Annotated in this window: 26 protein-coding genes; 22 read left to right on the top strand and 4 right to left on the bottom strand. The window is 67.0% G+C overall.

Annotated elements, in window-relative coordinates:
* Positions 1 to 70 precede the first annotated feature (70 nt).
* The gene (locus VPA02S_RS05970) at positions 71 to 3,298 is read right to left on the bottom strand and encodes an Rne/Rng family ribonuclease (RefSeq protein ID WP_062362790.1); all 3,228 of its coding nucleotides are present in this window, start codon (positions 3,296 to 3,298) and stop codon (positions 71 to 73) included.
* A gap of 559 nt (positions 3,299 to 3,857) precedes the next feature.
* On the opposite strand from VPA02S_RS05970, the gene VPA02S_RS05965 reads away from it, so the two are divergent.
* From VPA02S_RS05965 to VPA02S_RS05950, 4 genes are read left to right on the top strand one after another with little or no spacing between them, the layout of a single operon-like run.
* Positions 3,858 to 4,970 (top strand): RluA family pseudouridine synthase, encoded by a 1,113-nt coding sequence (locus VPA02S_RS05965; RefSeq protein ID WP_012746526.1) that lies wholly within the window; start codon positions 3,858 to 3,860, stop codon positions 4,968 to 4,970.
* Entirely contained in the window at positions 4,963 to 5,634 is a 672-nt protein-coding gene (locus VPA02S_RS05960) for an HAD family hydrolase (protein ID WP_062362788.1), read from the top strand. Before VPA02S_RS05965 ends, VPA02S_RS05960 begins: the two co-directional genes overlap by 8 nt.
* A gap of 10 nt (positions 5,635 to 5,644) precedes the next feature.
* Positions 5,645 to 6,016: a Rieske (2Fe-2S) protein gene (locus tag VPA02S_RS05955; RefSeq protein WP_012746528.1), complete on the top strand. Its 372-nt coding sequence runs from the start codon at positions 5,645 to 5,647 to the stop codon at positions 6,014 to 6,016.
* Between the two features lie 2 nt (positions 6,017 to 6,018).
* Positions 6,019 to 7,062, top strand: coding sequence for a S49 family peptidase (locus tag VPA02S_RS05950; protein ID WP_012746529.1), 1,044 nt, complete (start codon positions 6,019 to 6,021; stop codon positions 7,060 to 7,062).
* A 21-nt stretch (positions 7,063 to 7,083) separates the two neighbouring features.
* Here VPA02S_RS05950 and VPA02S_RS05945 read toward each other — a convergent pair whose 3' ends face one another.
* From VPA02S_RS05945 to VPA02S_RS05935, 3 genes are read right to left on the bottom strand one after another with little or no spacing between them, the layout of a single operon-like run.
* Positions 7,084 to 8,238: an MFS transporter gene (locus VPA02S_RS05945; RefSeq protein WP_062362785.1), complete on the bottom strand. Its 1,155-nt coding sequence runs from the start codon at positions 8,236 to 8,238 to the stop codon at positions 7,084 to 7,086.
* Positions 8,239 to 8,240: 2 nt separating this feature from the next.
* On the bottom strand, positions 8,241 to 9,005 hold the full coding sequence (locus VPA02S_RS05940) for an SAM-dependent methyltransferase (RefSeq protein ID WP_018903246.1): 765 nt from the start codon (positions 9,003 to 9,005) through the stop codon (positions 8,241 to 8,243).
* Positions 9,002 to 9,583, bottom strand: a complete 582-nt coding sequence (locus VPA02S_RS05935; protein ID WP_018903247.1) for a Maf family protein — start codon at positions 9,581 to 9,583, stop codon at positions 9,002 to 9,004. The genes VPA02S_RS05940 and VPA02S_RS05935 overlap by 4 nt, the downstream gene beginning before the upstream one ends.
* 83 nt (positions 9,584 to 9,666) lie before the next feature.
* Here VPA02S_RS05935 and VPA02S_RS05930 point away from each other — a divergent pair, with 83 nt between their 5' ends.
* From VPA02S_RS05930 to era, 18 genes are all read left to right on the top strand, one after another.
* Entirely contained in the window at positions 9,667 to 10,224 is a 558-nt protein-coding gene (locus VPA02S_RS05930; protein ID WP_062362782.1) for a YceD family protein, read from the top strand.
* Positions 10,225 to 10,370: 146 nt separating this feature from the next.
* A complete protein-coding gene (gene rpmF / locus VPA02S_RS05925) occupies positions 10,371 to 10,553 on the top strand; it encodes a 50S ribosomal protein L32 (protein WP_007830466.1) in 183 nt (60 codons plus the stop codon).
* 61 nt (positions 10,554 to 10,614) lie between these two features.
* The gene (plsX, locus tag VPA02S_RS05920) at positions 10,615 to 11,712 is read left to right on the top strand and encodes a phosphate acyltransferase PlsX (protein WP_080642485.1); all 1,098 of its coding nucleotides are present in this window, start codon (positions 10,615 to 10,617) and stop codon (positions 11,710 to 11,712) included.
* On the top strand, positions 11,712 to 12,689 hold the full coding sequence (locus VPA02S_RS05915) for a beta-ketoacyl-ACP synthase III (RefSeq protein WP_012746535.1): 978 nt from the start codon (positions 11,712 to 11,714) through the stop codon (positions 12,687 to 12,689). The genes plsX and VPA02S_RS05915 overlap by 1 nt, the downstream gene beginning before the upstream one ends.
* 52 nt (positions 12,690 to 12,741) lie before the next feature.
* Positions 12,742 to 13,695 carry an ACP S-malonyltransferase gene (gene fabD / locus VPA02S_RS05910; RefSeq protein ID WP_062362779.1) on the top strand — a complete coding sequence of 318 codons (954 nt, stop codon included), beginning with the start codon at positions 12,742 to 12,744 and terminating at the stop codon, positions 13,693 to 13,695.
* A gap of 26 nt (positions 13,696 to 13,721) precedes the next feature.
* On the top strand, positions 13,722 to 14,465 hold the full coding sequence (fabG, locus tag VPA02S_RS05905; protein ID WP_062362777.1) for a 3-oxoacyl-ACP reductase FabG: 744 nt from the start codon (positions 13,722 to 13,724) through the stop codon (positions 14,463 to 14,465).
* Between the two features lie 98 nt (positions 14,466 to 14,563).
* Positions 14,564 to 14,803 carry an acyl carrier protein gene (gene acpP / locus VPA02S_RS05900; protein WP_007830471.1) on the top strand — a complete coding sequence of 80 codons (240 nt, stop codon included), beginning with the start codon at positions 14,564 to 14,566 and terminating at the stop codon, positions 14,801 to 14,803.
* A gap of 96 nt (positions 14,804 to 14,899) precedes the next feature.
* A complete protein-coding gene (fabF, locus tag VPA02S_RS05895; RefSeq protein ID WP_012746538.1) occupies positions 14,900 to 16,144 on the top strand; it encodes a beta-ketoacyl-ACP synthase II in 1,245 nt (414 codons plus the stop codon).
* A 13-nt stretch (positions 16,145 to 16,157) separates the two neighbouring features.
* Entirely contained in the window at positions 16,158 to 16,640 is a 483-nt protein-coding gene (locus VPA02S_RS05890) for a hypothetical protein (RefSeq protein WP_012746539.1), read from the top strand.
* Positions 16,641 to 16,649: 9 nt separating this feature from the next.
* Positions 16,650 to 17,324 (top strand): RNA polymerase sigma factor RpoE, encoded by a 675-nt coding sequence (gene rpoE / locus VPA02S_RS05885; protein ID WP_012746540.1) that lies wholly within the window; start codon positions 16,650 to 16,652, stop codon positions 17,322 to 17,324.
* A 17-nt stretch (positions 17,325 to 17,341) separates the two neighbouring features.
* On the top strand, positions 17,342 to 18,010 hold the full coding sequence (locus tag VPA02S_RS05880; RefSeq protein WP_062362774.1) for a sigma-E factor negative regulatory protein: 669 nt from the start codon (positions 17,342 to 17,344) through the stop codon (positions 18,008 to 18,010).
* A gap of 20 nt (positions 18,011 to 18,030) precedes the next feature.
* Entirely contained in the window at positions 18,031 to 19,101 is a 1,071-nt protein-coding gene (locus VPA02S_RS05875) for a MucB/RseB C-terminal domain-containing protein (RefSeq protein WP_012746542.1), read from the top strand.
* 99 nt (positions 19,102 to 19,200) lie between these two features.
* Positions 19,201 to 20,691, top strand: coding sequence for a DegQ family serine endoprotease (locus VPA02S_RS05870; protein ID WP_012746543.1), 1,491 nt, complete (start codon positions 19,201 to 19,203; stop codon positions 20,689 to 20,691).
* 522 nt (positions 20,692 to 21,213) lie between these two features.
* Positions 21,214 to 23,025, top strand: a complete 1,812-nt coding sequence (gene lepA, locus VPA02S_RS05865; protein ID WP_012746544.1) for a translation elongation factor 4 — start codon at positions 21,214 to 21,216, stop codon at positions 23,023 to 23,025.
* Between the two features lie 9 nt (positions 23,026 to 23,034).
* Complete coding sequence (gene lepB / locus VPA02S_RS05860; RefSeq protein ID WP_062362771.1) at positions 23,035 to 24,000, top strand: signal peptidase I; 966 nt, start codon at positions 23,035 to 23,037, stop codon at positions 23,998 to 24,000.
* Positions 24,001 to 24,031: 31 nt separating this feature from the next.
* A complete protein-coding gene (locus VPA02S_RS05855; protein WP_012746546.1) occupies positions 24,032 to 24,400 on the top strand; it encodes a DUF4845 domain-containing protein in 369 nt (122 codons plus the stop codon).
* Positions 24,401 to 24,417: 17 nt separating this feature from the next.
* Positions 24,418 to 25,104, top strand: a complete 687-nt coding sequence (gene rnc / locus VPA02S_RS05850) for a ribonuclease III (protein WP_012746547.1) — start codon at positions 24,418 to 24,420, stop codon at positions 25,102 to 25,104.
* Between the two features lie 7 nt (positions 25,105 to 25,111).
* On the top strand, positions 25,112 to 26,077 hold the full coding sequence (era, locus tag VPA02S_RS05845) for a GTPase Era (RefSeq protein WP_012746548.1): 966 nt from the start codon (positions 25,112 to 25,114) through the stop codon (positions 26,075 to 26,077).

The raw sequence follows: 26,077 nt of genomic DNA, 5'->3' as shown, positions 1-26,077 counted from the left end.
CCATAAAAAAACGGCGCCGATGTGGCGCCGTTCTTCCTTGCCGCCGGGCCCTCGGGCCCGGGCTTCTTCTTCAGTTCACGCCTTGCGCATCGGAAGGTGCCTTTTCGAACGGCAGCGTCATCGCGCCGAGTTCGCGGCGGGTTTCAACCAGCACCAGCGGACCGTCGTCGAGCACGATCGCAGGCGGGCGCTCGCGCGGCACGTGCACCGGCTTCGGCTCGGCCGCGATCGCTGCGCGGGCCTGTGCAATGCGCTCGGCATCCGAGTTCACCCACTGCAGGCCCGAGCTCTCGGCGATCTGCGCGAGTTCGCTCAGCGGCAGCTCGAAGGGTTGCACCTTCGGAAGTGCACGGCCGTTGGCTGCAGCCGCGGGCTTGCTGCTGCTGCTCTCGACGGCGACAGGCGCCGCCGCGACTGCAGCGACCGTGGCTGCGGGAGCTGCGGGAGCGGCTGCGGCCGGGCGATCGAAGTAGCTCCGTGGTGCCGGTTCGCGTGCTTCTTCTTCGCGCACTGCGGCGCGTTCGGCCGTTGCCGGCGGCTGGGGCTGCTGGCGTGCCGGTGCTTCGCCCGCCTCGGCGTTGTCGGCCGATGCGCCGGCCACGCTGGCTTCGCTGTCGTCGCGCGGACCGCGCTCGCGGCGGTCGCGGCCGTAGCGGTCGCGCGAACGGCCGCGGCGCTCTTCGCCTTCGCGGCGCGGTGCCTGCTGCTCGCCGCTGCTGGCTTCGCCTTCATTGGCGGGTGCCATTTCGGCGGCCTCGGCGATGCGGATGTCGGCTTCGTCGAGATTGGCCGGTGCCGCTTCGCCGTTGGCGAAACGCGGCTGGCCTTCGCTGCGGCGCTCGCGGCGGCCATCGCTGCGCTCGCCTCGCGGCGCGCGCTCTTCGCGGCCACCGCGCGGGGTGCGTTCGGCCTGCGTGCCGTCCTGCGCGGCCACGTTGTCGCCGCCGGAGGCATCGCGCGGTGCATCGGTGCCATTGCGCTCGCCGCGTTCGGTCCGTTCACCGCGTTCGCCACGGTCCCGGCGTTCGCCGCGGCCGCGGGGCGCGCGTTCTGCCGGCGCATTGCCTTCATCGCCGGCGGGTGCGCCCGATGCCAGCTGCTGGGCTTCGAGGCTGCCGTCGATCGGCTCGGCCGATGCCGGCCGTGCCTCGCGGCCTTCGCCTTCGCGGCGCTCGCCGCGGCCACCGCGGCGCTGTTCGCCGTCGCGCGGGCCGCGTGCTTCACGGGGCTCGCGAGGTTCGCGGAGCTCGCGCGGTTCGCGCTGTTCACGGGGCTCGCGTTGTTCGCGCGGCTGGGCGGCTGCTTCGCTGCGGATCTCGCTGCCGCGTCCTTCGCGGCGCTCGCCACCGCGGCCGCCGCGGCGTTCGCCGTCGCGGCCACCGGAGCGGCTGCCGTTTTCACCGCGGCCTTCGCCGCCGCGGCCACCGCGGCGCTGTTCGCCATCGCGGGCGCCGCGCGCTTCGCCGTCGCGGCCCGGGCGGCCGCCGTCACGTCGCGTGGGCTTCGGAGGCTCGACCGGGATCACGGCCGGTGCGGGTGCCGGTGCCGGCGTGCCGCCGAACCAGCTCTTGATGCGGGCGAAGAAGCCGGTCTCGGCCGGTGCCGGTGCGCTCGCGACGGGCGGCGCGACCGGTGCCGGGGCCACGGCGGCCGGCGCGCGCACCGGTTCGGGCCGGGGCGGCACCACGGGCGCGGGCGCATCGGGCAGCACGCCCTTGATGACCGGCGTCTGCTTGTTGGTGGGCTCCTGCGAGCGGCGCGTGACCGAGGTCGGGTCCTCGATCTCGTCGGCCATCTTGTAGCTGGCTTCGATGTGGTCCAGACGCGGGTCGTCGTGCTTCAGGCGCTCGAGCTTGTAGTTCGGCGTTTCGAGCGTCTTGTTGGGCACCATCAGCACGGTGACGCGCTGCTTGAGCTCGATCTTGGCGATCTCGGGGCGCTTTTCGTTCAGCAGGAACGAGGCCACCTCGACCGGCACCTGCACGTGCACGGCGGCCGTGTTGTCCTTCAGGCACTCCTCCTGGATGATGCGCAGGATCTGCAGCGCGCTCGATTCGGTGTCGCGGATGTGGCCCGAGCCGCCGCAGCGCGGGCAGGGGATCGACGAGCCTTCGCTGAGCGCCGGCTTCAGGCGCTGGCGGCTCATTTCCATCAGGCCGAACTTGCTGATCGAGCCGAACTGCACGCGGGCGCGGTCTTGGCGCAGCGCGTCGCGCAGGCGGCTTTCGACTTCGCGGCGGTTCTTCGACTCGTCCATGTCGATGAAGTCGATGACGATCAGGCCGCCCAGGTCGCGCAGGCGCATCTGGCGGGCCACTTCGTCGGCGGCTTCGAGGTTGGTGCGGGTGGCCGTTTCCTCGATGTCGCCGCCCTTGATGGCGCGGGCCGAGTTCACGTCGACCGAGACCAGCGCCTCGGTGTGGTCGATCACGATGGCGCCGCCCGAGGGCAGCTGCACGGTGCGCGCATAGGCCGATTCGATCTGGTGCTCGATCTGGAAGCGGCTGAACAGCGCGGCGTCGTCGCGGTAGCGCTTCACGCGGGCGGCATGCTCGGGCATGACGTGCGCCATGAACTGCTGCGCCTGCTCGTAGATGTCGTCGGTGTCGATCAGGATGTCGCCGATGTCGTGATTGAAGTAGTCACGGATCGCGCGGATGACGAGCGAGGATTCCTGGTAGATCAGGAAGGCGCCCTTGCCGCCCTTGGCCGCGCCGTCGATGGCGCTCCACAGCTTGAGCAGGTAGTTCAGGTCCCACTGGAGTTCGGGCGCCGAGCGGCCGATGCCGGCGGTGCGCGCGATGATGCTCATGCCCTTGGGGTACTCGAGCTGGTCCATCGCCTCCTTGAGTTCGGCACGGTCGTCGCCCTCGATGCGCCGGCTCACGCCGCCGCCGCGCGGGTTGTTGGGCATCAGCACCACATAGCGCCCGGCCAGCGAAATGAAGGTGGTGAGGGCCGCGCCCTTGTTGCCGCGTTCTTCCTTCTCGACCTGGACGACCAGTTCCTGGCCTTCCTTGATGACGTCCTGGATGCGCGCCTGGTTGGCGGAAACGCCTTCGGCGAAGTATTGCTTGGAGATTTCCTTGAACGGCAGGAAGCCGTGGCGGTCTTCGCCGTAGTCGACGAAACAGGCTTCGAGCGAAGGCTCGACGCGCGTGACGACGGCCTTGTAGATGTTGCCCTTGCGCTGTTCGCGCCCTTCGATCTCGATTTCGTAGTCGAGGAGCTTTTGCCCGTCGACGATGGCCAGGCGGCGTTCTTCGGCCTGCGTGGCATTGATCAGCATCCGCTTCATGATGCGTTGTCCTTATATGTATCGTTCTACAGGCCCATGACGGGCCAACGATGCACGGACGACGCCCGCGAAACGAGGGGAATTGCCGCTTGGCCCCGGATGTTGTCGCTGCCGCGCCGAGCGCGGACAGGCCTCTTGAGCGTCAGCTCAGGAAGACAGCCGGGGTGGGGGCGCGTGGATGGGCGCGAGCCAGGTTCGGTGTTGAGCAGCTATCTTATTGATAGCTGGTTGCGCAATGGTGGCGCGCGGTGCGGATGACTCAATGCCTGAGGCCGCTGGCAGAAGCCAGGTGGGCCAGCGCAGGCACATTTGAATCAGCAGCATCAACACAAGGGACTCGCTTCGATCCGCCGGCAGCTTGGAAGCTGCAGGCTGGGTATTCCGTATCGGTGTTTCGTGGGTGTCGGCTTGACTTGGGCGCCACGCCTGCCACTTTGCGCAATTGCGCGGGGTTTGCAGGTTCGGCGCCAAAGCGGCATCGACCTCGCAGCATGGTCCTGGGCGTTTGACTGCAGTGATCTAAACTTCTGTCTAATCAAGCACTTACACGACCGCGCTGGTGAAAAACATTATAGGTGCGAAGCAAGGCCCCGCGGCCGCTCCAAATCCCGCAGTTCCAGGCCCCGCAGTCCAAAAGGCTGCGGCGGAGGCCGGCGCGCCGCATGCGGCCATCAAGTTCATCACCGTCGATGCGGAATCCGCGGGCCAGCGGCTCGACAACTTCCTGTTTCGCCATCTGAAGGGCGTGCCCAAGACGCATGTCTACCGGATCATCCGCTCGGGCGAGGTGCGCATCAACAAGGGGCGGGCGCAGGCCGAGACCCGCATCGAGGCCGGCGACGTGCTGCGGCTGCCTCCCATCCGGATATCGCCGCGCGCCGAAGAGGGCGCCACGCCGCCCGCGCCGGCGCGCGAATTCCCGGTGCTGCTGGAGGACGACGCGGTGCTGGCCATCGACAAGCCCGCCGGCGTGGCCGTGCATGGCGGCAGCGGCGTGAGCTTTGGCGTGATCGAGCAATTGCGCACGGCGCGCCCGGGCGCCAAGTTCCTGGAGCTGGTGCACCGGCTCGACCGCGAGACCTCGGGCATCCTGCTGGTGGCCAAGAAGCGCAGCGCGCTGGTGGCGCTGCAGGACCAGTTCCGCGAACGCGAGACCGGCAAGACCTACCTTGCGCTGGTCGAGGGCGCCTGGCCCGCCAACAAGAAGGTGCTCGATGCGCCGCTCGCCAAGTACCTGCTGCCGGGTGACGGCGCGGGCGCCGGCGAGCGCCGCGTGCGGGTGGTCGCCAAGGACCATCCCGATGCCATGCGGGCCGTGACGCTGGTGCGCGTGCTGGCGCGGCTCACGCTGCCGGGTGACGCCGCGCCGCTGTCGCTGCTGGCGGTCACCATCAAGACCGGCCGCACCCACCAGATCCGCGTGCACCTTGCATCGGCCGGCCATGCGATTGCGGGCGACGACAAGTACGGCGACTTCGAGCGCCAGCGCGTGTTGCAAAAGCTCGGCCTCAAGCGCATGTTCCTGCATGCCTGGCGGCTGCAGTTCAACCACCCCGCCACCGGCGAGCGCGTGGCGCTGCAGGCCGGCCTGCCCCCTGAACTGCATGCGTTGATGCCGCCCCAGGCGATCGAAGCGCTCGCCCAACATCCCACTCCCACGGCCAATGACTGATTCCTCCAGACCCCTGCGCTTCGACCTGATCGCCTTCGATTGGGACGGCACGCTCTACGACTCCACACGGCTCATCGTGCGCTGCATCCAGGCGGCGGTGATCGACGTCGGCGGCGCCAAGCCGAGCGAGAACGATGCCGCATGGGTGATCGGCCTGGGCCTGGCCGAGGCTCTTGCGCGCGCCGCGCCCGACGTGCCGAAGGAAAAATACGCCGAGCTCGGCGCCCGTTACCGCTACCACTATCTGCAGCACCAGGACGACCTCGTGCTGTTCGACGGCGTGCTGCAGATGATCGATGCGCTGCGCGCGCGCGGCCACAAGCTTGCGGTGGCCACGGGCAAGTCGCGCCGCGGCCTGAACGAGGCGCTGAAGTCGGTCGCGCTGCGCGACCGCTTCGACGCCTCGCGCACCGCCGACGAGACCTTCGGCAAGCCGCATCCGCGCATGCTGCTGGAACTCATGGAAGAACTCGAGGTGCTGCCCGAACGCACCCTGATGATCGGCGACACCACGCACGACCTGCAGCTGGCGCTCAATGCCGGCTGCCCGAGCGTGGGCGTGAGCTACGGCGCGCACGAGCCCGAGAGCTTCGATGAACTGAAGCCGCTGTTCGTCGCCCACTCGGTGGCCAGCCTGGAGGCATGGCTTCTGGAGAACGCCTGAAAATCGCGGCATGAGCGAAGAACAGCGCATTCCCCTGTGCAATGCCTCGGACCTGGTCGAAGGCAGCCGGGCCGTTCCCTTCGACGTGGTCTACGGCGGCGAAACCTGCCGGGCCTTCGCGGTGCGCTTCGAGGGGCAGCCGCATGCCTATCTCAACCGGTGCAGCCACGTGGCGATGGAACTGGATTTCCAGCCCGACCGCTTCTTCGACGACAGCGGCCAGTGGCTGCTGTGCGCCACCCATGGTGCGGTCTACCGGCCGGACACCGGCGAATGCGCCGGCGGCCCGTGCCGCGGCGGGCTCGTGAAGATCGCCCTCAGCGAACGTGACGGCGTGGTGCACTGGCATACTGCCTGGAACCTCCATCCCCTGAGCTTTTGACAATGACCGACCCGAACCGCACGGAACCCGAAGGTTTTGATCCTTTTGAGCCGGCCACCCCCATTGCGTCCTCGCAGGGCGCGCCGAGAAACATGGCCAAAGACCCCACGCAGCGTCCCGGATGGGAGCGCGCAACGCTCGAGAAACTCGCCTTCGCCTCGCTCAACGAACAAAAGGCGGCGCGCCGCTGGAAGACCTTCACGCGCCTGTCGTGGCTCGCCTTCTTCATCTTCCTGGTCTGGCTCGCGATGTCGCGCAGCACGCCGAGCACCGCCAAGACCACGGCCCACACGGCAGTGGTCGAGATCAAGGGCGAGATCGCCAACGGCGGCGACGCCAGCGCGGAATTCGTGGTCGCGGCCATGAAGACCGCGTTCGAGGACGAGGGCGCCAAGGGCATCGTGCTGCTGATCAATTCGCCGGGCGGAAGCCCCGTGCAGGCGGGCATCATCAGCGACGAGATCAAGCGCCTGAAGGCCAAGCACAAGAAGCCGATCTACGCGGTGGTCGAGGAAACCTGCGCCTCGGCCGCCTACTACATTGCCGCTGCCACCGACAAGATCTTCGTCGACAAGGCCAGCATCGTCGGCAGCATCGGCGTGCTGATGGACGGCTTCGGCTTCACCGGCGTGATGGAAAAGGTCGGCGTCGAGCGCCGGCTGCTGACGGCCGGCGAGAACAAGGGCTTCCTCGACCCGTTCAGCCCCATGAGCGATGCGCAGCGCGCCCATGCGCAGGCCATGCTGAACCAGATCCACACGCAGTTCATCAACGTGGTGAAGAACGGTCGCGGCGACCGGCTCAAGCTCGACACCCCGGGCCTTTTCAGCGGCCTCTTCTGGAGCGGCGAACAGGCCGTCGAGTTCGGCCTGGCCGACCAGCTGGGCAATGTCGACTTCGTGGCGCGTGAAGTCATCAAGGCCGAAGAGGTCACCGACTACACCCGGCGCGACAACGTGGCCGAGAAGCTCGCGAAGAAATTCGGCGCGGCCATGGGCGCGGCCACCGTGCGCTCGCTGCAGTCCGCCACGCCGGCGCTGCGCTGAGGCCGGCGGCGGCGAGGCGTCTCAGGCGCGGCGGCTCTCGTCGCCCGTGAAGCGGGCCGACGCCGCCAGCGCCGCGGCAAACACCACGACCACATAGAGCGCGGCCGTCAGCGAACTGGCCCGCGCGAGCAGCCCGATCACCGCCGGGCCGGCCATGAAACCCAGGTAGGCCACGGCCGAGACGGCGGCAATGCCGATGGCGGGCTCGACGCCGGGCACGCGCGCCGAGGCGCCGAACAGGATCGGCACCACGTTCGCAAAACCGATGCCGACGCCCGCGAAGCCGACCAGCGCGAGCCAGGGCAGGTCGGTCAGCAGCACCAGCGCCATGGCCGCCGCCGCAAGAATGCCGCTGCCGCGCAGCAGCGCCGTCGGCGAGAAGCGCGCGCGCAGGGCGTCGCCGCCGAAGCGCGCGGCCGCCATGGCGGCGGAGAAGCTCGCGTAGGCCAGCGCGGCCTGCTTTTGCGGACTGCCGAGTTCCTGCTGCATGTAGAGCACGCTCCAGTCGTAGATGGCGCCCTCGGCAATCAGGCCCAGCGCGGCGAGCACGCCAAGCACCGCCAGCGTGCCGCGGGGCAGCCGGAAGCGATGGTCTGCCGGGGCCGCATCGCTCGCAACGGGCGGCTTGGGCAGCATGTGCATCGAGGAGCAGGCAACCACCAGCACCATCGCCGCCGCCACCCAGAGCAGATGCGCCTGTGCGCCGAGCCCGGCTGCCAGCGCTGCGCTGCCGCTCGCGGCGCCGGCCATGCCGCCCAGGCTGAACATGCCGTGCATGCCGCTCATCAGGGGCTTGCCGCCGCGCAGCTCGAGCTGCGCCGCCTCGGTGTTGATGGCCACGTCGAACACGCTGGTCACAAGGCCGAAGGCCGCCAGCAACGCCAAAAGAAAAGGATAGCCCGGCATCGCGATCAGGCCGGCGAGCAGCAGGGCGTAGATAGAGCCGCAGAGCGCAGCCATGCGCCGCGGGCCGTGGCGGCCGATCCAGCGGCCGGCGCTGGTCAGCCCGAACATCGCGCCGGCGCCGGCCGCGAGCAGCGCCAGCCCGAGCTCGGCCTCGTCGATGCCGTAGTGCGCCTTGACCGTCGGAACGTGGACGCCCCAGGTCGCAAAGATGAATCCGGACGAAAAGAATTGCGCACGCGAGGCCCAGCGCGTGCCGGCGGTCACTCCCATCGTCAACGCCCGATCGCGAACACGGCAGGCAGGCGTTCGTCCAATGTGCCCGGCTGCGCCTTGGCGCGCCAGGATTTCACGGTTTCGCTGCGCACGTGGGCGCTGGCGAGCGTGAGGCCGCGCGCCACCGCGAGCCGGGTGTTGTGCTGCAGCGTCTGCACCAGCGCCTGCAGCAGCGCCGCGTTGCGATAGGGCGTCTCGATGAACAGCTGCGTCTGGCCTGTCTTGAGCGCCAGCGCCTCGAGCTCGCGGATGCGCACCTGGCGCTCGCCGGCGTCCTGCGGCAGGTAGCCGACGAAGGCGAAGTTCTGCCCGTTGAGGCCGCTTGCGGCCAGTGCCAGCAGCAGCGAGACGGGGCCGGTGAGCGGCACCACGGCAATGCCCAGGTCGTGCGCGGCGCGCGCCACCGAGGAGCCGGGATCGGCCACCGCCGGCATGCCGGCCTCGCTCAGCAGGCCGATGTCGTGGCCTTCGAGCGCGGCGGCCAGCAGCGGCCGGGCGTCGAACTGGCCGGCGTGGTCGCCCTTCTTGTGCACCTCGCGCGGCAGTTCGCGGATGTCCTGCGCCTGCAGCGGCGCCGCCAGCGGCGCGACGGCATCGATCCGCTTCAGGTAGGCGCGGGCCGACTTGGCGTTCTCGCAGATCCAGTGGGTGATCCCGGCAGCGGCCTGGATCGTGCCCAGGGGCAGGGCGTCCTGCAGCGGCGCCTGGGTGTCGCAGCCGAAGTCGAGCGGCGCGGGAACGAGGTAGAGCTTGCCGTGCGTCACAGGAGTTCGACCCCCGCGGCGCGCAGCATCCGGCAGGTGCGGATCAAGGGCAGGCCGACCAGGGCCGTCGGGTCGTCGCTGTCGATCGCGCTCAGCAGGGCGATGCCGAGGCCCTCGCTCTTCGCGCTGCCTGCGCAATCGTAGGGCTGCTCGGCCTGCAGGTACTGCTCGATGGCCGCGTCGCTGAGTTCGCGGAACACCACCCGCACCGGCGCCAGGTCGCGCTGGACGAAACCGGTGGCCTCGCAGACGACGGCCACCGCGGTCTGGAACACCAGCGTCTGGCCGCGCATCCGGCGCAGCTGGGCCGTGGCGCGCGCGTGGTCGCCGGGCTTGCCGAGCGCCTCGCCCGCCAGCTCGGCCACCTGGTCCGAGCCGATGACCACGGCTTCGGGAAAGCGGGCGGCCACGGCGCGGGCCTTTTCGAGCGCCAGCCGCTCGGCCAGCTCGCGCGGCGTTTCACCGTCCAGCGCCGTTTCGTCGACTTCAGGCGGTTGTACATCGAAGGGCAGGTGCAGGCGGTTCAGCAGTTCGCGCCGGTAGCGCGAGGTCGAGGCGAGGATCAAGGGGCGTTGCATGGGCCAGATTGTGCGGGAGCCGCGCAAAACCCTCAGGCATGCCTTTGGGGCGGTGAAGCGGCCGGCGCGCTAGACTGGCGTGGATGAAGAGAGAATTTGCCCCCCAACGGCTCGACGTGGCCGGCTTTGCCGCCGCTGCCGCCACCCTTGGCGCCACCGACCCGGTGCCCAACTGTGTGCGCCTTGCCGCCGAACTGGCGGCCCCGGCGCCCGATGCCGTGGTCCGCTGGACGGCGACCGGCGAAGAGCGCCCGGGCGCCGATGGCAAAGCCGTGCCCTGGCTCCATCTGGAAGCCGACGCGACCGTGCCGCTGACCTGCCAGCGCTGCCTGACGCCTGTGGAGACGCCATTGGTGGTGGACCGCTGGTTCCGTTTCGTCGCCGACGAGGCGACGGCGGAAGCCGAAGACGAGGAATCCGAGGAAGACCTGCTCGTCGTGAGCCGGGACTTCGACCTGCCCACCCTGATCGAAGACGAACTCCTGATGGAGATTCCCGTCATGCCCGTGCACGAGGTCTGCCCGGTCCCGGTGCGGCTCTCGTCCAGCGACGACGACTTCCAGGCGGCCGAAGAGGCCAAGCCGAACCCTTTCGCGGTGCTCGGGGCGTTGCGTTCGCGCAAGCCGGAAGAGGGCAAGTAGCCCTTTCTCGGCACCTGGGCTATAATCATGGGCTTCGCGCGCGCCGCCGTGAGCAGCAAGACAGGTAAGGGCATTCCATGCATGCCCCTGGATTGCCACCGCAAGAGAGCGCATCCAATCACTCACCTAACAGTCCAGGAGCCATCATGGCCGTCCAGCAAAACAAGAAGTCGCCTTCCAAGCGCGGCATGCACCGTTCCCACAATGCGCTGGTCGTGCCCGGCATTGCCGTTGAGCCGACCACTGGCGAAACGCACCTGCGCCACCACATCAGCCCCAACGGTTTCTACCGTGGCCGCCAGGTGCTCAAGAACAAGTCCGAAGCCTGATCTCGCATCCCAAGGCCGAGGCCCGAAGCTACTTTTGCCGTAGCGTCGGGCCTTTGTTTTGATGGCTACGCCTTCTTCCCCCGAATCCACTGCTGCGCCTTCCGCAATCACGCTCGCCGTGGATTGCATGGGAGGCGATCATGGGCCGCGCGTCACGCTTGCGGCCTGCCGCGCGTTCCTCGAGCGGCACAGCGAAGCCTCGTTGCTGCTGGTTGGTGCGCCGGCGGCGCTGGCGGGCTTTGCTGCGCATCCGCGTGCCCGCATCGTCGCGGCCAGCGAAGTGGTGGGCATGGATGACCCGATCGAAATCGCCCTGCGCAAGAAGAAGGATTCTTCGATGCGCATCGCGATCCAGCAGGTCAAGGATGGCGCCGCCCAGGCGGCCATCTCGGCCGGCAACACGGGCGCCCTCATGGCCATTGCCCGCTACCTGCTCAAGACGCTCGAAGGCATCGACCGCCCCGCCATCGCGCCCCAGCTTCCAAACGCCAAGGGCGGCGCCACCACGGTGCTCGACCTGGGTGCCAACGTCGACTGCGACGCGGAAGACCTGCTCCAGTTCGCGGTGCTCGGTTCCGCGCTGGTATCGGCGCTCACGGGCAACGAGGCGCCTTCGGTCGGCCTGCTCAACATCGGCGAAGAAGCCATCAAGGGCAGCGAAACAATCAAAAAGGCCAGCCAACTGCTGCGTACGGCTGCCAACTCGAAGGATCTGAACTTCTACGGCAACGTCGAAGGTAACGATATTTTCAAGGGCACGACAGATATCGTCGTATGTGACGGTTTTGTCGGAAATGTGGCACTGAAGGCCAGCGAAGGCGTGGCCTCGATGATCGGCGAGTTCATTCGCGTCGAATTCTCGCGGAGCATTTTCACGAAGGCCGCAGCAATTGTTGCCTATCCGGTTCTAAAAGCGTTTAAAAACCGGCTCGATCACCGTCGCTACAACGGAGCGGCGCTGCTGGGCCTGCGCGGCCTGGTTTTCAAGAGCCATGGCTCGGCTGACGAAGTGGCTTTCGGGCATGCGCTGGATCGCGCTTATGATGCCGCTCGCAACAACCTGCTCGATCGCGTGCGGGCCCGCATCGCTCACGCCGCGCCATTGCTCGCGCGGCAGGAGCCCGCGGTGCCAGCCGACGCGACGGCCCTTCACGTTTGATGAGCTCTTATTCACGCATCACCGGCACCGGCAGCTACCTGCCGCCGCGCCGGGTGACCAATGACGACCTTGCCAAGGAATTGGCAACGCGCGGCATCGAAACCTCGGACCAGTGGATCGTCGAGCGCACCGGCATCCACGCGCGGCACTTCGCGGCGCCCGAGGTCACGAGCAGCGATCTCGCCCTCGAGGCCGCGAGGCACGCACTCGAAGCCGCGGGCCGCAAGGCCGAAGACATCGACCTGATCATCGTCGCGACCTCGACGCCGGACATGGTGTTTCCGTCGTCGGCGGCCATTCTCCAGAACAAGCTCGGCGTGGCCGGCTGCCCGGCTTTCGACGTCCAGGCGGTCTGCAGCGGCTTCGTCTATGCGCTGACCGTGGCCGACGCGATGATCCGCACCGGCACCGCGCGCTGCGCGCTGGTGGTGGGCGCCGAAGTGTTCTCGCGCATCCTCGATTTCAACGACCGCACCACCTGCGTGCTGTTCGGCGACGGCGCCGGCGCCGTGGTGCTCGAGGCCAGCGAGGAGCCGGGCATCCTGGCGAGCGACCTGCATGCGGACGGCAAGCACGTCGGCATCCTTTGCGTGCCGGGCCACGTCTCCGGCGGCAACGTGCTGGGCACGCCGCTGCTGCACATGGACGGACAGGCCGTGTTCAAGCTCGCGGTGCGCGTGCTCGAGGACGCCGCGCGTGCCACGCTCGCAAAGGCGGGCAAGACCGAGGCCGACATCGACTGGCTCATTCCGCACCAGGCCAACATCCGCATCATGGAAGGCACGGCCAAGAAGCTGAAGCTTCCGCGCGAAAAACTCATCGTCACCGTCAACGAGCATGGCAACACCTCGGCCGCCTCGATTCCGCTGGCGCTCGACGAGGCCGTGCGGTCCGGCAAGGTGAAGAAGGGCGAAACCGTCATGCTGGAAGGCGTGGGCGGCGGCTTCACCTGGGGCGCGGTGCTATTGAATCTGTAGTGCATGGCAATGCCCCTTCGGGCTGCGATGCGACACGACGCTTTTGATAAAAATGAAATCCTTTGCTTTTGTCTTCCCGGGCCAGGGCTCCCAGGCCGTCGGCATGCTCGATGCGTGGGGCGATCACCCGGCCGTGGCCGAAACCCTGCGCGAAGCCTCCGAAGCACTGGGCGAAGACATCGGCGGGCTGATCAAGAACGGCCCGAAGGAAGAACTGGCGCTGACCACCAACACCCAGCCGGTGATGCTTGTGGCTGGCGTCGCCGCGTGGCGCGCCTGGCTGGCCGAAGGCGGGCCCACCCCGTCGGTGGTGGCGGGACATTCGCTCGGTGAATATTCGGCGCTGGTTGCGTCCGGCGTGCTGACGCTCGCGCAGGCCGCGCCGCTGGTGCGTTTTCGCGCGCGGGCCATGCAGCAGGCCGTGCCGGTCGGCGTGGGCGCCATGGCGGCGGTGCTGGGCATGGAAGCCGCCAAGGTGGTGGCGGGCTGCGCGGAAGCCACGGCGTCCTTCGGTGCAGGCAGCGCCGAGATCGTCGAGGCGGTGAATTTCAACGATCCGATGCAGACCGTGATCGCCGGCAGCAAGGCAGCCGTCGACAAGGCCTGCGAGCTGCTCAAGGCCGGCGGGGCCAAGCGCGCGCTGCTGCTGCCGGTGTCGGCGCCATTCCATTCGAGCCTGATGAAGCCGGCCGCCGAGGCGCTGCGCGAAAAGCTCGCCACCCTCACATTGGCGCCCCCGCAGATTCCGGTGCTGAACAACATCGACGTGGCGGTCGAGACCGATCCCGCGCGCATCCGCGACGCCCTGGTGCGCCAGGCCGCCGGCCCGGTTCGCTGGGTCGAAAGCGTGCAGGCCTTGAAACTGCGCGGCGTAGCCTCCATCATCGAGTGCGGGCCGGGCAAGGTGCTGGCCGGCATGGTCAAGCGCATCGCCCCCGAGCTGGAAGCCGCGTCGGTGTACGACCCGGCAACGCTCGCGGACACCCGACAATCGCTCGCCGGCTGAACGGTGCGGGCCCAGACACTTCTTTTATGAGCATTCCCAAATTCGAAGGGCAGGTCGCCCTGGTCACCGGCGCATCGCGCGGCATCGGCGCGGCCATCGCGCTCGAGCTCGCGCAGCGCGGCCTCAAAGTGGTCGGCACCGGCACCACCGACGACAGCGCCGCCAAGATCACTTCGGCGCTCAGCGCCTTCGACGGCCGCGGGCGTGCGCTCGACGTGAACGACGCCGTCGCGGTCGAGGCGCTGATCGACGAGATCGTGAAGGCCTACGGCGCGATCCACGTGCTGGTCAACAACGCCGGCATCACGCGCGACACGCTCGCCATGCGCATGAAGGACGACGACTGGGACGCGGTGCTCGACACCAATCTCAAGGCCGTCTTCCGCCTCTCGCGCGCGGTGATCCGCCCGATGATGAAGCAGCGCTACGGCCGCATCATCAGCATCACGAGCGTGGTGGGGGCGTCCGGCAATGCCGGCCAGGCCAACTACGCGGCAGCCAAGGCCGGCGTGGCGGGCATGACCCGCGCACTGGCGCGCGAGCTGGGCAGCCGCAGCATCACGGTCAACTGCGTGGCGCCGGGCTTCATCGAAACCGACATGACGGCCAGCCTGCCCGAGGCGCAGCAGCAGGCGCTGCTGCAGCAGATCCCGCTGGGCCACCTGGGCAAGCCGGCTGACATCGCGCATGCCGTGGCCTATCTCGCGTCGCCCCAGGCGTCCTACGTGACGGGGCAGGAACTGCACGTCAACGGCGGCATGCACATGTAGCCGCAAGGCGCAATCTTTTCCCGTACCGGGCGCACGGCAAATGCCACAATGCGCCCGGCTAAAATCCACTGTTACCTACAACCCTCAGAGGGAACCAAATGAGCGATATCGAAGCACGTGTCAAGAAAATCATCGCCGAGCAGCTCGGCGTGGAAGAGTCCCAAGTAACCAACGAGAAGGCCTTCGTGGCCGACCTCGGTGCAGACTCGCTCGACACGGTCGAACTGGTGATGGCACTCGAAGACGAATTCGGCATCGAAATTCCCGACGAAGACGCCGAGAAGATCACCACGGTGCAAAACGCCGTCGACTACGCCACCAAGAATCAAAAGGCCTGATCGGCCAGCTGACACTGCAACGACGGCCGGCGGCCCTTTTTTCAACCGCCCGCGCCGCTCGGCAGCTGTTCAGCGCTTCCAGAAAGGTTTGCCGGCATGACCAAACGCCGCGTCGTCGTGACCGGACTCGGTTGCATCGCTCCTGTCGGAAACACCGCAGCCGAATCCTGGGCCAATCTGCTGGCCGGGAAGTCGGGCATTGCGAACATCACCGCGTTCGATGCAAGCGCCTTCGCCTGCAAGTTCGCCGGTGAGGTCAAGGGTTTCGACATCACCCAATACATCTCGGAGAAGGAAGCGCGCCACATGGACCGCTTCATTCATCTGGGGCTTGCCGCCGCCATCCAGGCGGTGCAGGACAGCGGATTGCCGACCGGCGAAGCGCTGTCCTATGAAGAAGCCGTGCGCATCGGCTGCAACATCGGCTCGGGCATCGGCGGCCTGCCGATGATCGAAGAGACGCACGGCGAATACGCGAGTCGCGGCCCACGCCGCATCTCGCCGTTCTTCGTGCCGGCTTCCATCATCAATATGATCTCGGGCCACGTCTCGATCAAGTACGGCTTCAAGGGCCCGAACATCGCCGTCGTGACCGCGTGCACCACGGGCCTGCACGCCATCGGCACGTCGGCGCGCATGATCGAATACGGCGACGCCGACGTCATGATCGCGGGCGGCGCCGAGTCGACCATTTCTCCGCTCGGCATCGGTGGCTTCACCGCGCCCCGCGCGCTGAGCACCCGCAACGATGATCCCGCCACGGCCTCGCGTCCGTGGGACAAGGACCGCGACGGCTTCGTGCTGGGCGAGGGCTCTGGCGTGCTGGTGCTCGAAGAGTACGAACACGCCAAGGCGCGCGGCGCCAAGATCTATGCGGAAGTCTCGGGCTTTGGCATGACCGGTGACGCATATCACATGACCGCGCCCGACGTCGACGGCCCGCGCCGTTCGATGGCCATGGCGTTGGCCAATGCGGGCGTCAACCCCGACGAGGTCCAGTACCTGAATGCGCACGGCACCTCCACGCAGATCGGCGACGTTAACGAGACCAATGCGGTCAAGCTGGCTTTCGGCGATCACGCGAAGAAGCTCGTCGTCAACTCGACCAAGTCGATGACCGGCCACCTGCTGGGCGGCGCCGGCGGCATCGAATCGGTGTTCACGGTGCTCGCGCTGCATCACCAGAAGAGCCCGCCGACCATCAACATCTTCAACCAGGACCCGGAGTGCGACCTCGACTATTGCGCCAATCAGGCGCGCGATCTGAAGATCGATGTCGCGGTCAAGAACAACTTCGGCTTCGGCGGCACCAACGGCACGCTGGTGTTCAAGCGCGTTTGAATCTTGCTCTTCCATGTACAGCGCACCCTCGGTGACCTATCCGGTGGGGCGCTCGCGCGGTGCGACCCGGATCCTGATTGCCACCTGGGCCCTGGGCGCCTGCTGCGCAGGTCTCTCGTGCTTTTTGATCGATAGCGTTGGCTGGCGCCAGCTGCTGCTGGTCCTGAGCGTGCTGTTTTCCGGCGTTGCGGCCGGACTCGGGCTGCGAAGCGACGGTGCCGCGGTGCTGCACTTCGACGGCCTGTGCTGGAGCCTGACGGGCGCCGATCATGGCCGGGCCGTTCATGCGGCGCGCGCCGCCGTGGCGCTCGACCTGCAATCGCTGCTGCTGGTCCGCCTGACCCAGCCGGGCCGCGCCGGGCGATGGATATGGATCGAACAGCGCGCCATGCCCGAGCGCTGGCGCGATGTACGCCGTGCGGTATATTCGCGCGCCCCGTCCGCCTCGCCTGCGGGCGAGCCGTGGCGAGCAACCGCGCCTGCCGATGCGCCCTGAATCTCCCCGATGACAACTTCTCCCCCGCCAGTGCCACCGGACTCCGGCTTGCCCGATGGGTCCGCCGAGGCGCCGCGCCCGGGCGAGGTCGACCTTCAGCTGGTCCAGCGCACGGTCGCGGGCGACCAGAAGGCCTTCGAACTGCTGGTCATCAAGTACCAGCGCCGGATCGAGCGCCTGATCGGGCGCATGGTGCGCGACGTCGACCTGGTCGAGGACATCGCCCAGGAAACCTTCATCCGGGCCTACCGCGCGCTGCACCAGTTCCGCGGCGACGCCCAGTTCTACACCTGGCTCTACCGGATTGCGGTCAACACCGCCAAGAAGGCGCTGGTCGACATGAAGCGCGACCCGACCATCTCCGAAAGCGCCCTGCGGCCGTCTTCTGACGAGGACGATGAAACTTACCGCCCCGGAAACGAACCAATCAGCGACGAAACCCCCGAATCAGTCCTGGCAGCAAACGAGATCGCCCAAGTGGTCGAGGCGGCCATGGAAGCATTGCCGCCCGAATTGCGCCAGGCGGTCACCCTGCGGGAGATCGAGGGCATGAGTTACGAAGAGATCGCCGAGGTCATGGATTGCCCTATCGGCACGGTGCGCTCGCGTATTTTCCGGGCGCGTGAGGCCATTTCGGCCAGGGTCAAACCGCTGCTGGACAACCAGTCCGGCAAGCGTTGGTAGGTAAGCAGGTGAATGAAATGAATCAGACGATGACGGTTCGTGAACAGGTGTCCGCATTGGCGGACGGTCATTTGCATGGCGAGGAGTTCGCGCGGGCCATCGACGCCGTCTGCGCGGAAGAAGACGCGCGCGGTGCCTGGCGCGCCTATCACCTGGTGGGCGACATCCTGCGCTCGGGTGCCCATTCGCCCTGCAGCGACAGCAACGCATTCCTGGCCCGCTTCCAGCAGCGCCTGGCCGCGGAGCCCGCCATTGCGGCGCCGGCACGGGTGCCGGCCGCTGAACCCGCGGTGCTGACGGCGCGCCGAAGGGCCGAGGCAGCCAATGAGCCGGTGTTCCGCTGGAAGCTGGTGGCCGGCGCGGCGTCGCTGGTGGCGGTTGCCGCGATCAGCTGGACCCTGGTCGGGAACGGCATCGGCGTGCCTTCGCCGGGAGCCCAGATCGCAGCAGCGCAGCCGCAGCCGGCCGCCAATTCCGTGCTGGCCGCCGCGGCCGCCAACAGCCAGCTTCCGCCCACCGCCGCGCTCACGCCAACCCGCGTGATGGTCGGCAACGGCAGCCCGCAGGTCATGCTGCGCGATCCGCGGCTCGACCAATTGCTCGAAGCGCACCAGCAAGCCGGTGGCGCATCGCAAATGCCTTCGGGCTTCCTGCGCAACGCGACCTTCGAAGGCCCTGCGCGCTGAGCCGCGCCCGTCTCTCTCCAATGACCGTTCAGATGCCGATCTCCGCACGCGCGTTCGCGCTGGTGTTCGCTGCTTTTTGTTTTGCGCAGATCGCGGCCGCGCAGACCCGGCCCGGACTGGCGAACGCCAAGGGGACGGCCTCGGCCCAGGCGGGCGATGCGCCGCCCCCGATGAGCGTCGTCGAATGGCTGCAGCGCATGCACACCGGGGCGCGGCAGCGCAATTACATCGGCACCTTCGTGGTGTCGGCCGCGGGCGGCGACCTGTCGAGCGCGCGCATCTGGCATGTGCGCGACGGCGACCTGCAGATCGAGCGCATTGAGGCGCTGTCGGGGCCGCCGCGCTCCACGTTCAGGCGCAACCACCATGTAATGACCTTCCTGCCCGAGGCGAAGGTCGTGAAGGTCGAGAAGCGCGAGAACCTCGACCTGTTCCCCAATCTGCCCGACAAGCCCGATTCGTCGATCGGCGATTTCTACGACGTTCGCGCCGTCGGCAAGGACCGCGTGGCGGGCTTCGATGCCGACGTGGTGCAGCTGGTGCCGCACGACGGGCTGCGCTTCGGCTACCGCATCTGGAGCGAACGCCGCTCCGGCCTCGTGGTGAAGCTGCAGACCGTGGACGCCGAATCGCGCGTGGTGGAGCAATCGGCGTTTTCCGAATTGCAGCTCGACGCACCGATCAAGGCGCAGGCGCTCGCGCAGATGATGAGCAACACCAGCGGCTACCGCGTCGAAAAGCTGGAGCTCGAACGCACCAGCGCGCAGGACGAAGGCTGGGTGCTCAAGGCCCCGGTGGCCGGCTTCAAGCCGCGCAGCTTCTACCGGCGTCCGGCCGGCAGCGACAGCAAGGCGGGGCAGGACCGCACCGTCCAGTGGACCTTCTCCGATGGCCTGGCCTCGGTGTCGCTTTTCATCGAGCGTTACGATGAAAAGCGTGCGCCGCGCGATGGCGTACTGACGATCGGGGCCACCAACGCGATTCGCCGGCGATTGCCCGAGCCGGCGAGCGACTGGTGGCTGACCGCGGTGGGCGAGGTGCCGCAGCAGACGCTCAATGCGTTCGCTCAAAGCCTGGCGCGCACGCGCTGACCCGCTGCGCTTGCGCTGCGGATGGCGCTGAACCAAGTCGATATCACCGACTCATAGCTCTTCTTCTTTTGGCCGCTCTGTTCTTTTGAAAGAAAACCGATGATGTTCAAAGTCGAGGGACACAAGCTTCGTTCCTATCTCTTCGCCTTCGGCATGGCCTGCTCGGCTGCCGTGGCGTTCGTGCCGGCCGCGCCGGCCATGGCGCAGACGCCGCAGGCGCGCGGACTGCCCGATTTCGCCGATCTGGTGGAGCAGGTGGGGCCGGCCGTGGTCGGTATCCGCACGGTCGAGAAAGTGACCTCGGGCGGCGGCAGCGGCGAAATGGACGAGGAGATGCAGGAGTTCTTCCGCCGCTTCTTCGGGCAGCCGCTGCCGGGCAACCCGCGTCCGGGCCCGCGCCCGAACCGGCCGCAGCAGCCGCAGGAGGAAGAGCGTCCGCGCGGCGTGGGCTCGGGCTTCATCCTGTCGGCCGACGGCTACGTCATGACCAATGCCCACGTGATCGAGGATGCCTCCGAAATCCTCGTCACGCTGACCGACAAGCGCGAATTCAAGGCCAAGCTGATCGGTGCCGACAAGCGCAGCGACGTTGCCGTGGTCAAGATCGAGGCGACCAGCCTGCCGGTGGTGAAGATCGGCGACATCTCGAAGCTGCGCGTCGGCGAATGGGTCATGGCCATCGGTTCGCCCTTCGGCCTGGAGAACACCGTGACCGCCGGCATCGTGAGCGCGAAGCAGCGCGATACCGGCGACCTGGTGCCCCTGATCCAGACCGACGTGGCCATCAACCCCGGCAACTCGGGCGGCCCGCTGATCAACCTGCGCGGCGAAGTGGTGGGCATCAACAGCCAGATCTATTCGCGCTCGGGCGGCTACATGGGCATCTCGTTCTCGATCCCGATCGACGAGGCGATCCGCGTCAGCGACCAGCTGCGCGCCACCGGCCGCGTTTCGCGCGGGCTGATCGGCGTGACCATCGGCTCGGTCTCCAAGGACGTGGCCGAATCCATCGGCTTGGGCAAGGCGCGCGGTGCGCTCGTGAGCAGCGTGGTGCCGGGTTCGGCGGCCGACAAGGCCGGCGTGCGCGAGGGCGACATCATCACCAAGTACGGCGACAAGCTCATCGAGACCCCCAGCGACCTGTCGCGCTCGGTGGCCAGCACCAAGCCCGGCGCCAGGAACACGCTGACGGTGTTCCGCAACGGCAGCACGCGCGAGCTCTCGGTCACCGTGGCCGAGGGCGATCCGGAAGCCAAGCCGTCCAGCAAGCGCCAGCCCGAGCGCGAGGAGCCGCAGGCCAAGCCGTCGGCGGCCGGCAAGGCGCTCGGCCTCGTGGTGAGCGATCTGACCGACGCGCAGAAGAAGGAGCTCAAGATGCGCGGCGGCGTGCGCATCGAGGCGGCAAGCGATGGGGCTGCGCGGGCCGGGCTGCGCGAAGGGGACGTGATCCTGGCCGTGGGCAATATCGAGGTCTCGAGCGTCAAGGAGTTCGAGACCGCGGTCGCCAAGGCCGACAAGGGCAAGCCCCTGAGCGTGCTGTTCCGCCGCGGCGAATGGGCCCAGTACGCCCTGATCCGCCCCGCACGCTGATCCGGCCTTTCCGTCAAGTGGCCCCACCCGTCACTCGGGTTTGGGGCCTATTTTTTGAGGTGTTTGCGACGCTGGAGCGCCCGGTTTCAAAAAAAATTCCGGGCCAAAAGCGGCCCAGATTTGTTTGCGTTCACTAACTTTCTAAGAGGCTTAGGACGATTTTCGGTAGAATAGAAGCCATTGGGCGGCGGGTCCGCGCATAAGGGGAGAGCTTTCCTCCACCATGCGAGATGTCAGACAGCAGTCCACCGGCGCTCCACAGATCGCCCACAAGTTGTTCATGGAGTGCTCCACCGATCTTGTGGATAAGTTGTTTATATCTTTGATGTTGTGGACCTGCAACGACCCGTTTTGACCCTGTCCCCGGATGTACGTGCCTCCCTTTTTGCCTACAATGAAGTTCCAACTACTGCAGTTGCCATTGCTTGTTGGTTCAGGGCGCGTCTCCAGAAGACGCGCCCTTTTTTCTTGCCTGTCGCACTCTGCGCACGAGCCAATTCAAGTACTTAAGCGTTCCCGTTGATGAATCACATCAGAAATTTTTCGATCATTGCGCACATCGACCACGGCAAGTCGACGCTCGCGGACCGTTTGATCCAGCGTTGCGGCGGCCTCGCGGAACGCGAGATGGAAGCGCAGGTGCTCGACTCGATGGACATCGAAAAAGAGCGTGGGATAACCATCAAGGCGCAGACCGCCGCGCTGCACTACAAGGCACTCGATGGGCAGGTCTACAACCTCAATCTGATCGACACGCCGGGCCACGTCGACTTCTCTTATGAAGTGAGCCGCTCGCTGTCGGCGTGCGAAGGCGCGCTGCTCGTGGTCGATGCATCGCAGGGCGTCGAAGCGCAGACCGTGGCCAACTGCTACACCGCGCTCGACCTCGGCGTCGAGGTGGTGCCGGTGCTCAACAAGATGGATCTGCCCAACGCGGACCCCGACAATGCACGCAGCGAGATCGAGGACGTGATCGGCATCGACGCGACCGATGCGATTCCGTGTTCCGCCAAGACGGGCCTGGGCATCGACGAGATCCTCGAAGCCATCGTGCACAAGATGCCCGCGCCGCGCGGCAATCCCGACGGCCCGCTGCGCGCGATGATCGTCGACAGCTGGTTCGATCCCTACGTGGGCGTGGTCATGCTGGTGCGCGTGGTGGACGGCCGCCTGGTGAAGGGCGAGCGCATCAAGATGATGGCGTCCGGCGCCATGTACAACGCGGACAACATCGGCGTCTTCACGCCGGCCAACGAACCGCGCGCATCGCTCGAGGCCGGCGAGGTGGGCTACATCATCGCGGGCATCAAGGAGCTGCAGGCCGCCAAGGTCGGCGACACCGTGACGCTGATCAAGCCGGGCACGGGCGGCGCGGCCGCCACCGCGACCGAGGCGCTGCCGGGCTTCAAGGAAATCCAGCCGCAGGTGTTTGCCGGCCTCTATCCGACCGAGGCCAGCGAGTACGACTCGCTGCGCGACGCGCTCGAAAAGCTCAAGCTCAACGATTCGTCGCTGCGCTACGAACCCGAGGTGAGCCAGGCGCTGGGCTTCGGCTTCCGCTGCGGCTTTCTGGGCCTGCTGCACATGGAGATCGTGCAGGAGCGGCTGGAGCGCGAATTCGACCAGGACCTGATCACGACCGCGCCAAGCGTGGTCTACCAGGTGGTGCGCAACGACGGCGAAGTCATCATGGTCGAGAACCCGTCCAAGATGCCCGACGTCGGCAAGATGAGCGAGATTCGCGAGCCGATCGTCACCGTTCACCTCTACATGCCGCAGGAATACGTCGGTGCGGTGATGACGCTGGCCAACCAGAAGCGCGGCGTGCAGATGAACATGGCCTACCACGGCCGCCAGGTCATGCTGACCTACGAGATGCCGCTCGGCGAAATCGTGCTCGACTTCTTCGACAAGCTCAAGTCGGTGAGCCGCGGCTATGCCTCGATGGACTACGAGTTCAAGGAATATCGCGCGTCCGACGTGGTCAAGGTCGACATCCTGCTGAACGGCGAGAAGGTCGATGCGCTGTCGATCATCGTGCACCGCAGCCAGTCGCAGTACCGCGGCCGGGCGGTGGTCTCGAAGATGCGCGAGATCATTTCGCGCCAGATGTTCGACGTGGCGATCCAGGCCGCCATCGGGGTCAACATCATTGCGCGTGAGACAATCAAGGCGCTGCGCAAGAACGTTCTTGCCAAGTGCTACGGCGGCGACATCACCCGCAAGAAGAAGCTGCTCGAGAAGCAGAAGGCGGGCAAGAAAAGAATGAAGCAGATCGGCTCCGTCGAGGTCCCGCAAGAGGCCTTCCTCGCGATTCTGCAAGTCGAAGACTGATCTCAAAAAATGGCATTCATCACTTCCCTGGTCCTCGCGGCCTTTGCCGGCTATGTCGGTGCCTGGTACTTTGGTGCCATCGAGGGCAATTTCGCGCTCCTGCTGTTCCTGGCGACGGTGGTCACCGGCCTGTACTGGCTGGCCGAGCGCTTCTACTTCCTGCCCCGGCGCGAGCGCGCCGCCGCGACGCTCGAGGCCTCGCTGAGCGAGCGCAACGCGCGCCTGGCCGGCCAGGGCATCACGCAGGTCGACACCGTCGACGCCAAGGCCAGCGAGCGCCTGCTGATGCAGCCCTGGTGGCTCGACTGGACCGCGGGGCTGTTCCCGGTGATCCTGGTGGTGTTCCTGCTGCGCTCGTTCCTGTACGAGCCCTTCAAGATTCCGTCGGGTTCGATGATGCCGACGCTGCTCACGGGCGACCTGATCCTGGTGAACAAGTTCACCTACGGCCTGCGCCTGCCGGTCATCAACACCAAGATCACCGACGGCACGCCGCTGGCGCGCGGCGACGTGGTGGTGTTCCGCTATCCGCCCAAGCCGAGCATGGACTACATCAAGCGCGTGGTCGGCATCCCGGGCGACGAAGTGGCCTACCTGAACAAGAAGCTCACCATCAACGGCCAGCCGGTCTCCAAGACCCCGATGCCCGACTATCTCGACAGCGAGTCGATGCGCCTGCTCCGGCAGTTCAACGAAGACCTCGGCGGCAAGCAGCACAGGCTGCTCAACGACGATGCCGGTCCGGCTTTCGTCCAGGGTGCCAGCGACTTCCCGTACCGCGAGAACTGCCGCTACTCCGTCGAAGGCGTGGTCTGCAAGGTGCCGGCCGGCAACTACTTCATGATGGGCGACAACCGCGATAATTCGGCGGACTCGCGTTTCTGGGGCTTCGTTCCGGACAAGAACATCGTGGGCAGGGCGTTCTTCGTCTGGATGAACTTCGGCGACCTGGGTCGCATCGGTCCATTCCAATAAGCAGTCAGCATTGTTCGAGGGGTAAGAGGGCATGAGAACAAATCGGTCCATCCGCAGCAGGGCCGCGCACCAGCGCGGCATCTCGTTCATCGGTCTGGTGTTCGTCGCCGTGGTGCTGGGTTGCGTCGGCGTCGTCGTCGCGCAGGTCATCCCGACGCTGATCGAATGGCAGGCCATCGACAAGGCCGCCAACAAGGCCAAGGAAGGCACCACCGTGCCCGAAGTGCGCGCGATCTTCGACCGGGCCCAGGCCATCGACGACTTCCAGTCGGTCTCGGGCAAGGACCTCGACATCAAGAAGGTCGGCGACAAGGTGGTCGTCTCGTATGCCTACGAGCGCGAGATTCCCTTGTTCGGCCCGGCCTTCCTGGTGCTCAAGTACAAGGGCCAGACCCGCTGAACGCGGCGACACGCAAGGTGGACGGCGGCCTCACGGCGCTGCAGGAGCGCCTCAAGCATTCGTTCTCCGACACGCGGCTGCTCCAGCTCGCGCTCACGCACCGCAGTTTTTCGGCCGACCACAACGAGCGCCTCGAATTTCTCGGCGACTCGGTGCTCAACCTCGCGGTCTCGCACCTGCTCTACACCCGCCTCTCGGCCCTGCCCGAGGGCGACCTGTCGCGCGTGCGGGCCAACCTGGTCAAGCAGGACACCCTGCATCGCCTGGCGCTGGAGCTGCAGCTGTCGCCGCTGCTGCGGCTCGGCGAGGGCGAGGCGCGCTCCGGCGGGCCCAACCGGCCCTCGATCCTGGCCGACGCGCTCGAGGCGCTGATCGGCGCGGTCTACCTCGATGCCGGCTTTTCGGCCGCCGAGGCGCTGGTGCGGCGGCTCTACGAATCGGTCGAGATCAATCCGCGCATGGACGCGGTGGCCAAGGATCCGAAGACCGAATTGCAGGAATGGCTGCAGGGTCACAAAATGAAGCTGCCGGTGTACCGCGTGGCGGCCACGCTCGGCGCAGCGCACAAGCAGACCTTCGATGTCGAGTGCGAGGTGCCGGAGCTGGGCCTGCGCGAACGCGGCATCGGTGGTTCGCGGCGCGCCGGCGAGCAGGCTGCCGCGGCGGCCATGTTGATCCGGCTCAAGGCACGCGGGGCCGCGTGAAATCAGAATGAACGACGCTATCAATTCAGCAGCAGAATCCCAGGACCCGGCGGGCGATACGGGCGCAAGCGGCCCACAGCACTGCGGCCTGATCGCCATCGTCGGCAAGCCCAATGTGGGCAAGTCGACGCTGCTCAATGCGCTGGTGGGGCAGAAGATCAGCATCACCTCGCGCAAGGCGCAGACCACGCGGCACCGCATCACGGGCATGCGCACGCTGGGCGCCACGCAGTTCGTGTTCGTCGACACGCCGGGCTTCCAGACCCTGCATGCCAACGCGCTCAACAAGTCGCTCAACAAGACCGTGCAGGGCGCGGTCGGCGACGTGGACCTGATCCTCTTCGTGGTGGAAGCCGGCAGTTTCACGCCGGCCGACGAGCGGGTGCTCAAGCTGCTCGGCAAGGGCATTCCGACCGTGCTGCTCGCCAACAAGCTCGACAACGTGCACCGCCGCGGCGACATCGCCCCCTGGCTGCAGACCATGCAGGCGAAGCACTCCTTCGCCGAGTTCGTGCCGATGTCGGCCAAGAATGCCAAGGATGTCGAGCGCCTGTTCGGCATCTGCGAGAAGTACCTGCCCGAGCAGCCCTGGTTCTATGCCGAGGACGAGCTCACCGACCGCAGCGAGAAGTTCCTCGCGGGCGAGCTGGTGCGCGAAAAACTGTTCCGCCTGACCGGCGACGAACTGCCCTACACCTCGACCGTGATCATCGACAAGTTCGAGGAAGAGCCGCCGCAGAAAAAGGGCCAGAAGCGCCTGCTGCGCATCGCCGCCACCATCGTGGTGGAGCGCGACGGCCACAAGGCCATGGTGATCGGCGACAAGGGCGAGCGCATCAAGCGCATCGGCATGGAAACCCGCGTCGAGCTCGAAAAGCTGGCCGACGCCAAGGTGTTCCTCGAACTGTGGGTCAAGGTGCGCTCGGGTTGGGCCGACGACGAGGCCCGCGTGCGTTCGTTCGGCTACGAATGA

The organism is Variovorax paradoxus NBRC 15149, from assembly GCF_001591365.1.
Lineage (GTDB): Bacteria > Pseudomonadota > Gammaproteobacteria > Burkholderiales > Burkholderiaceae_C > Variovorax > Variovorax paradoxus.
Note: the sequence above shows the minus strand (reverse complement) of the source record. Positions and strands in the feature narration are given on the sequence as shown.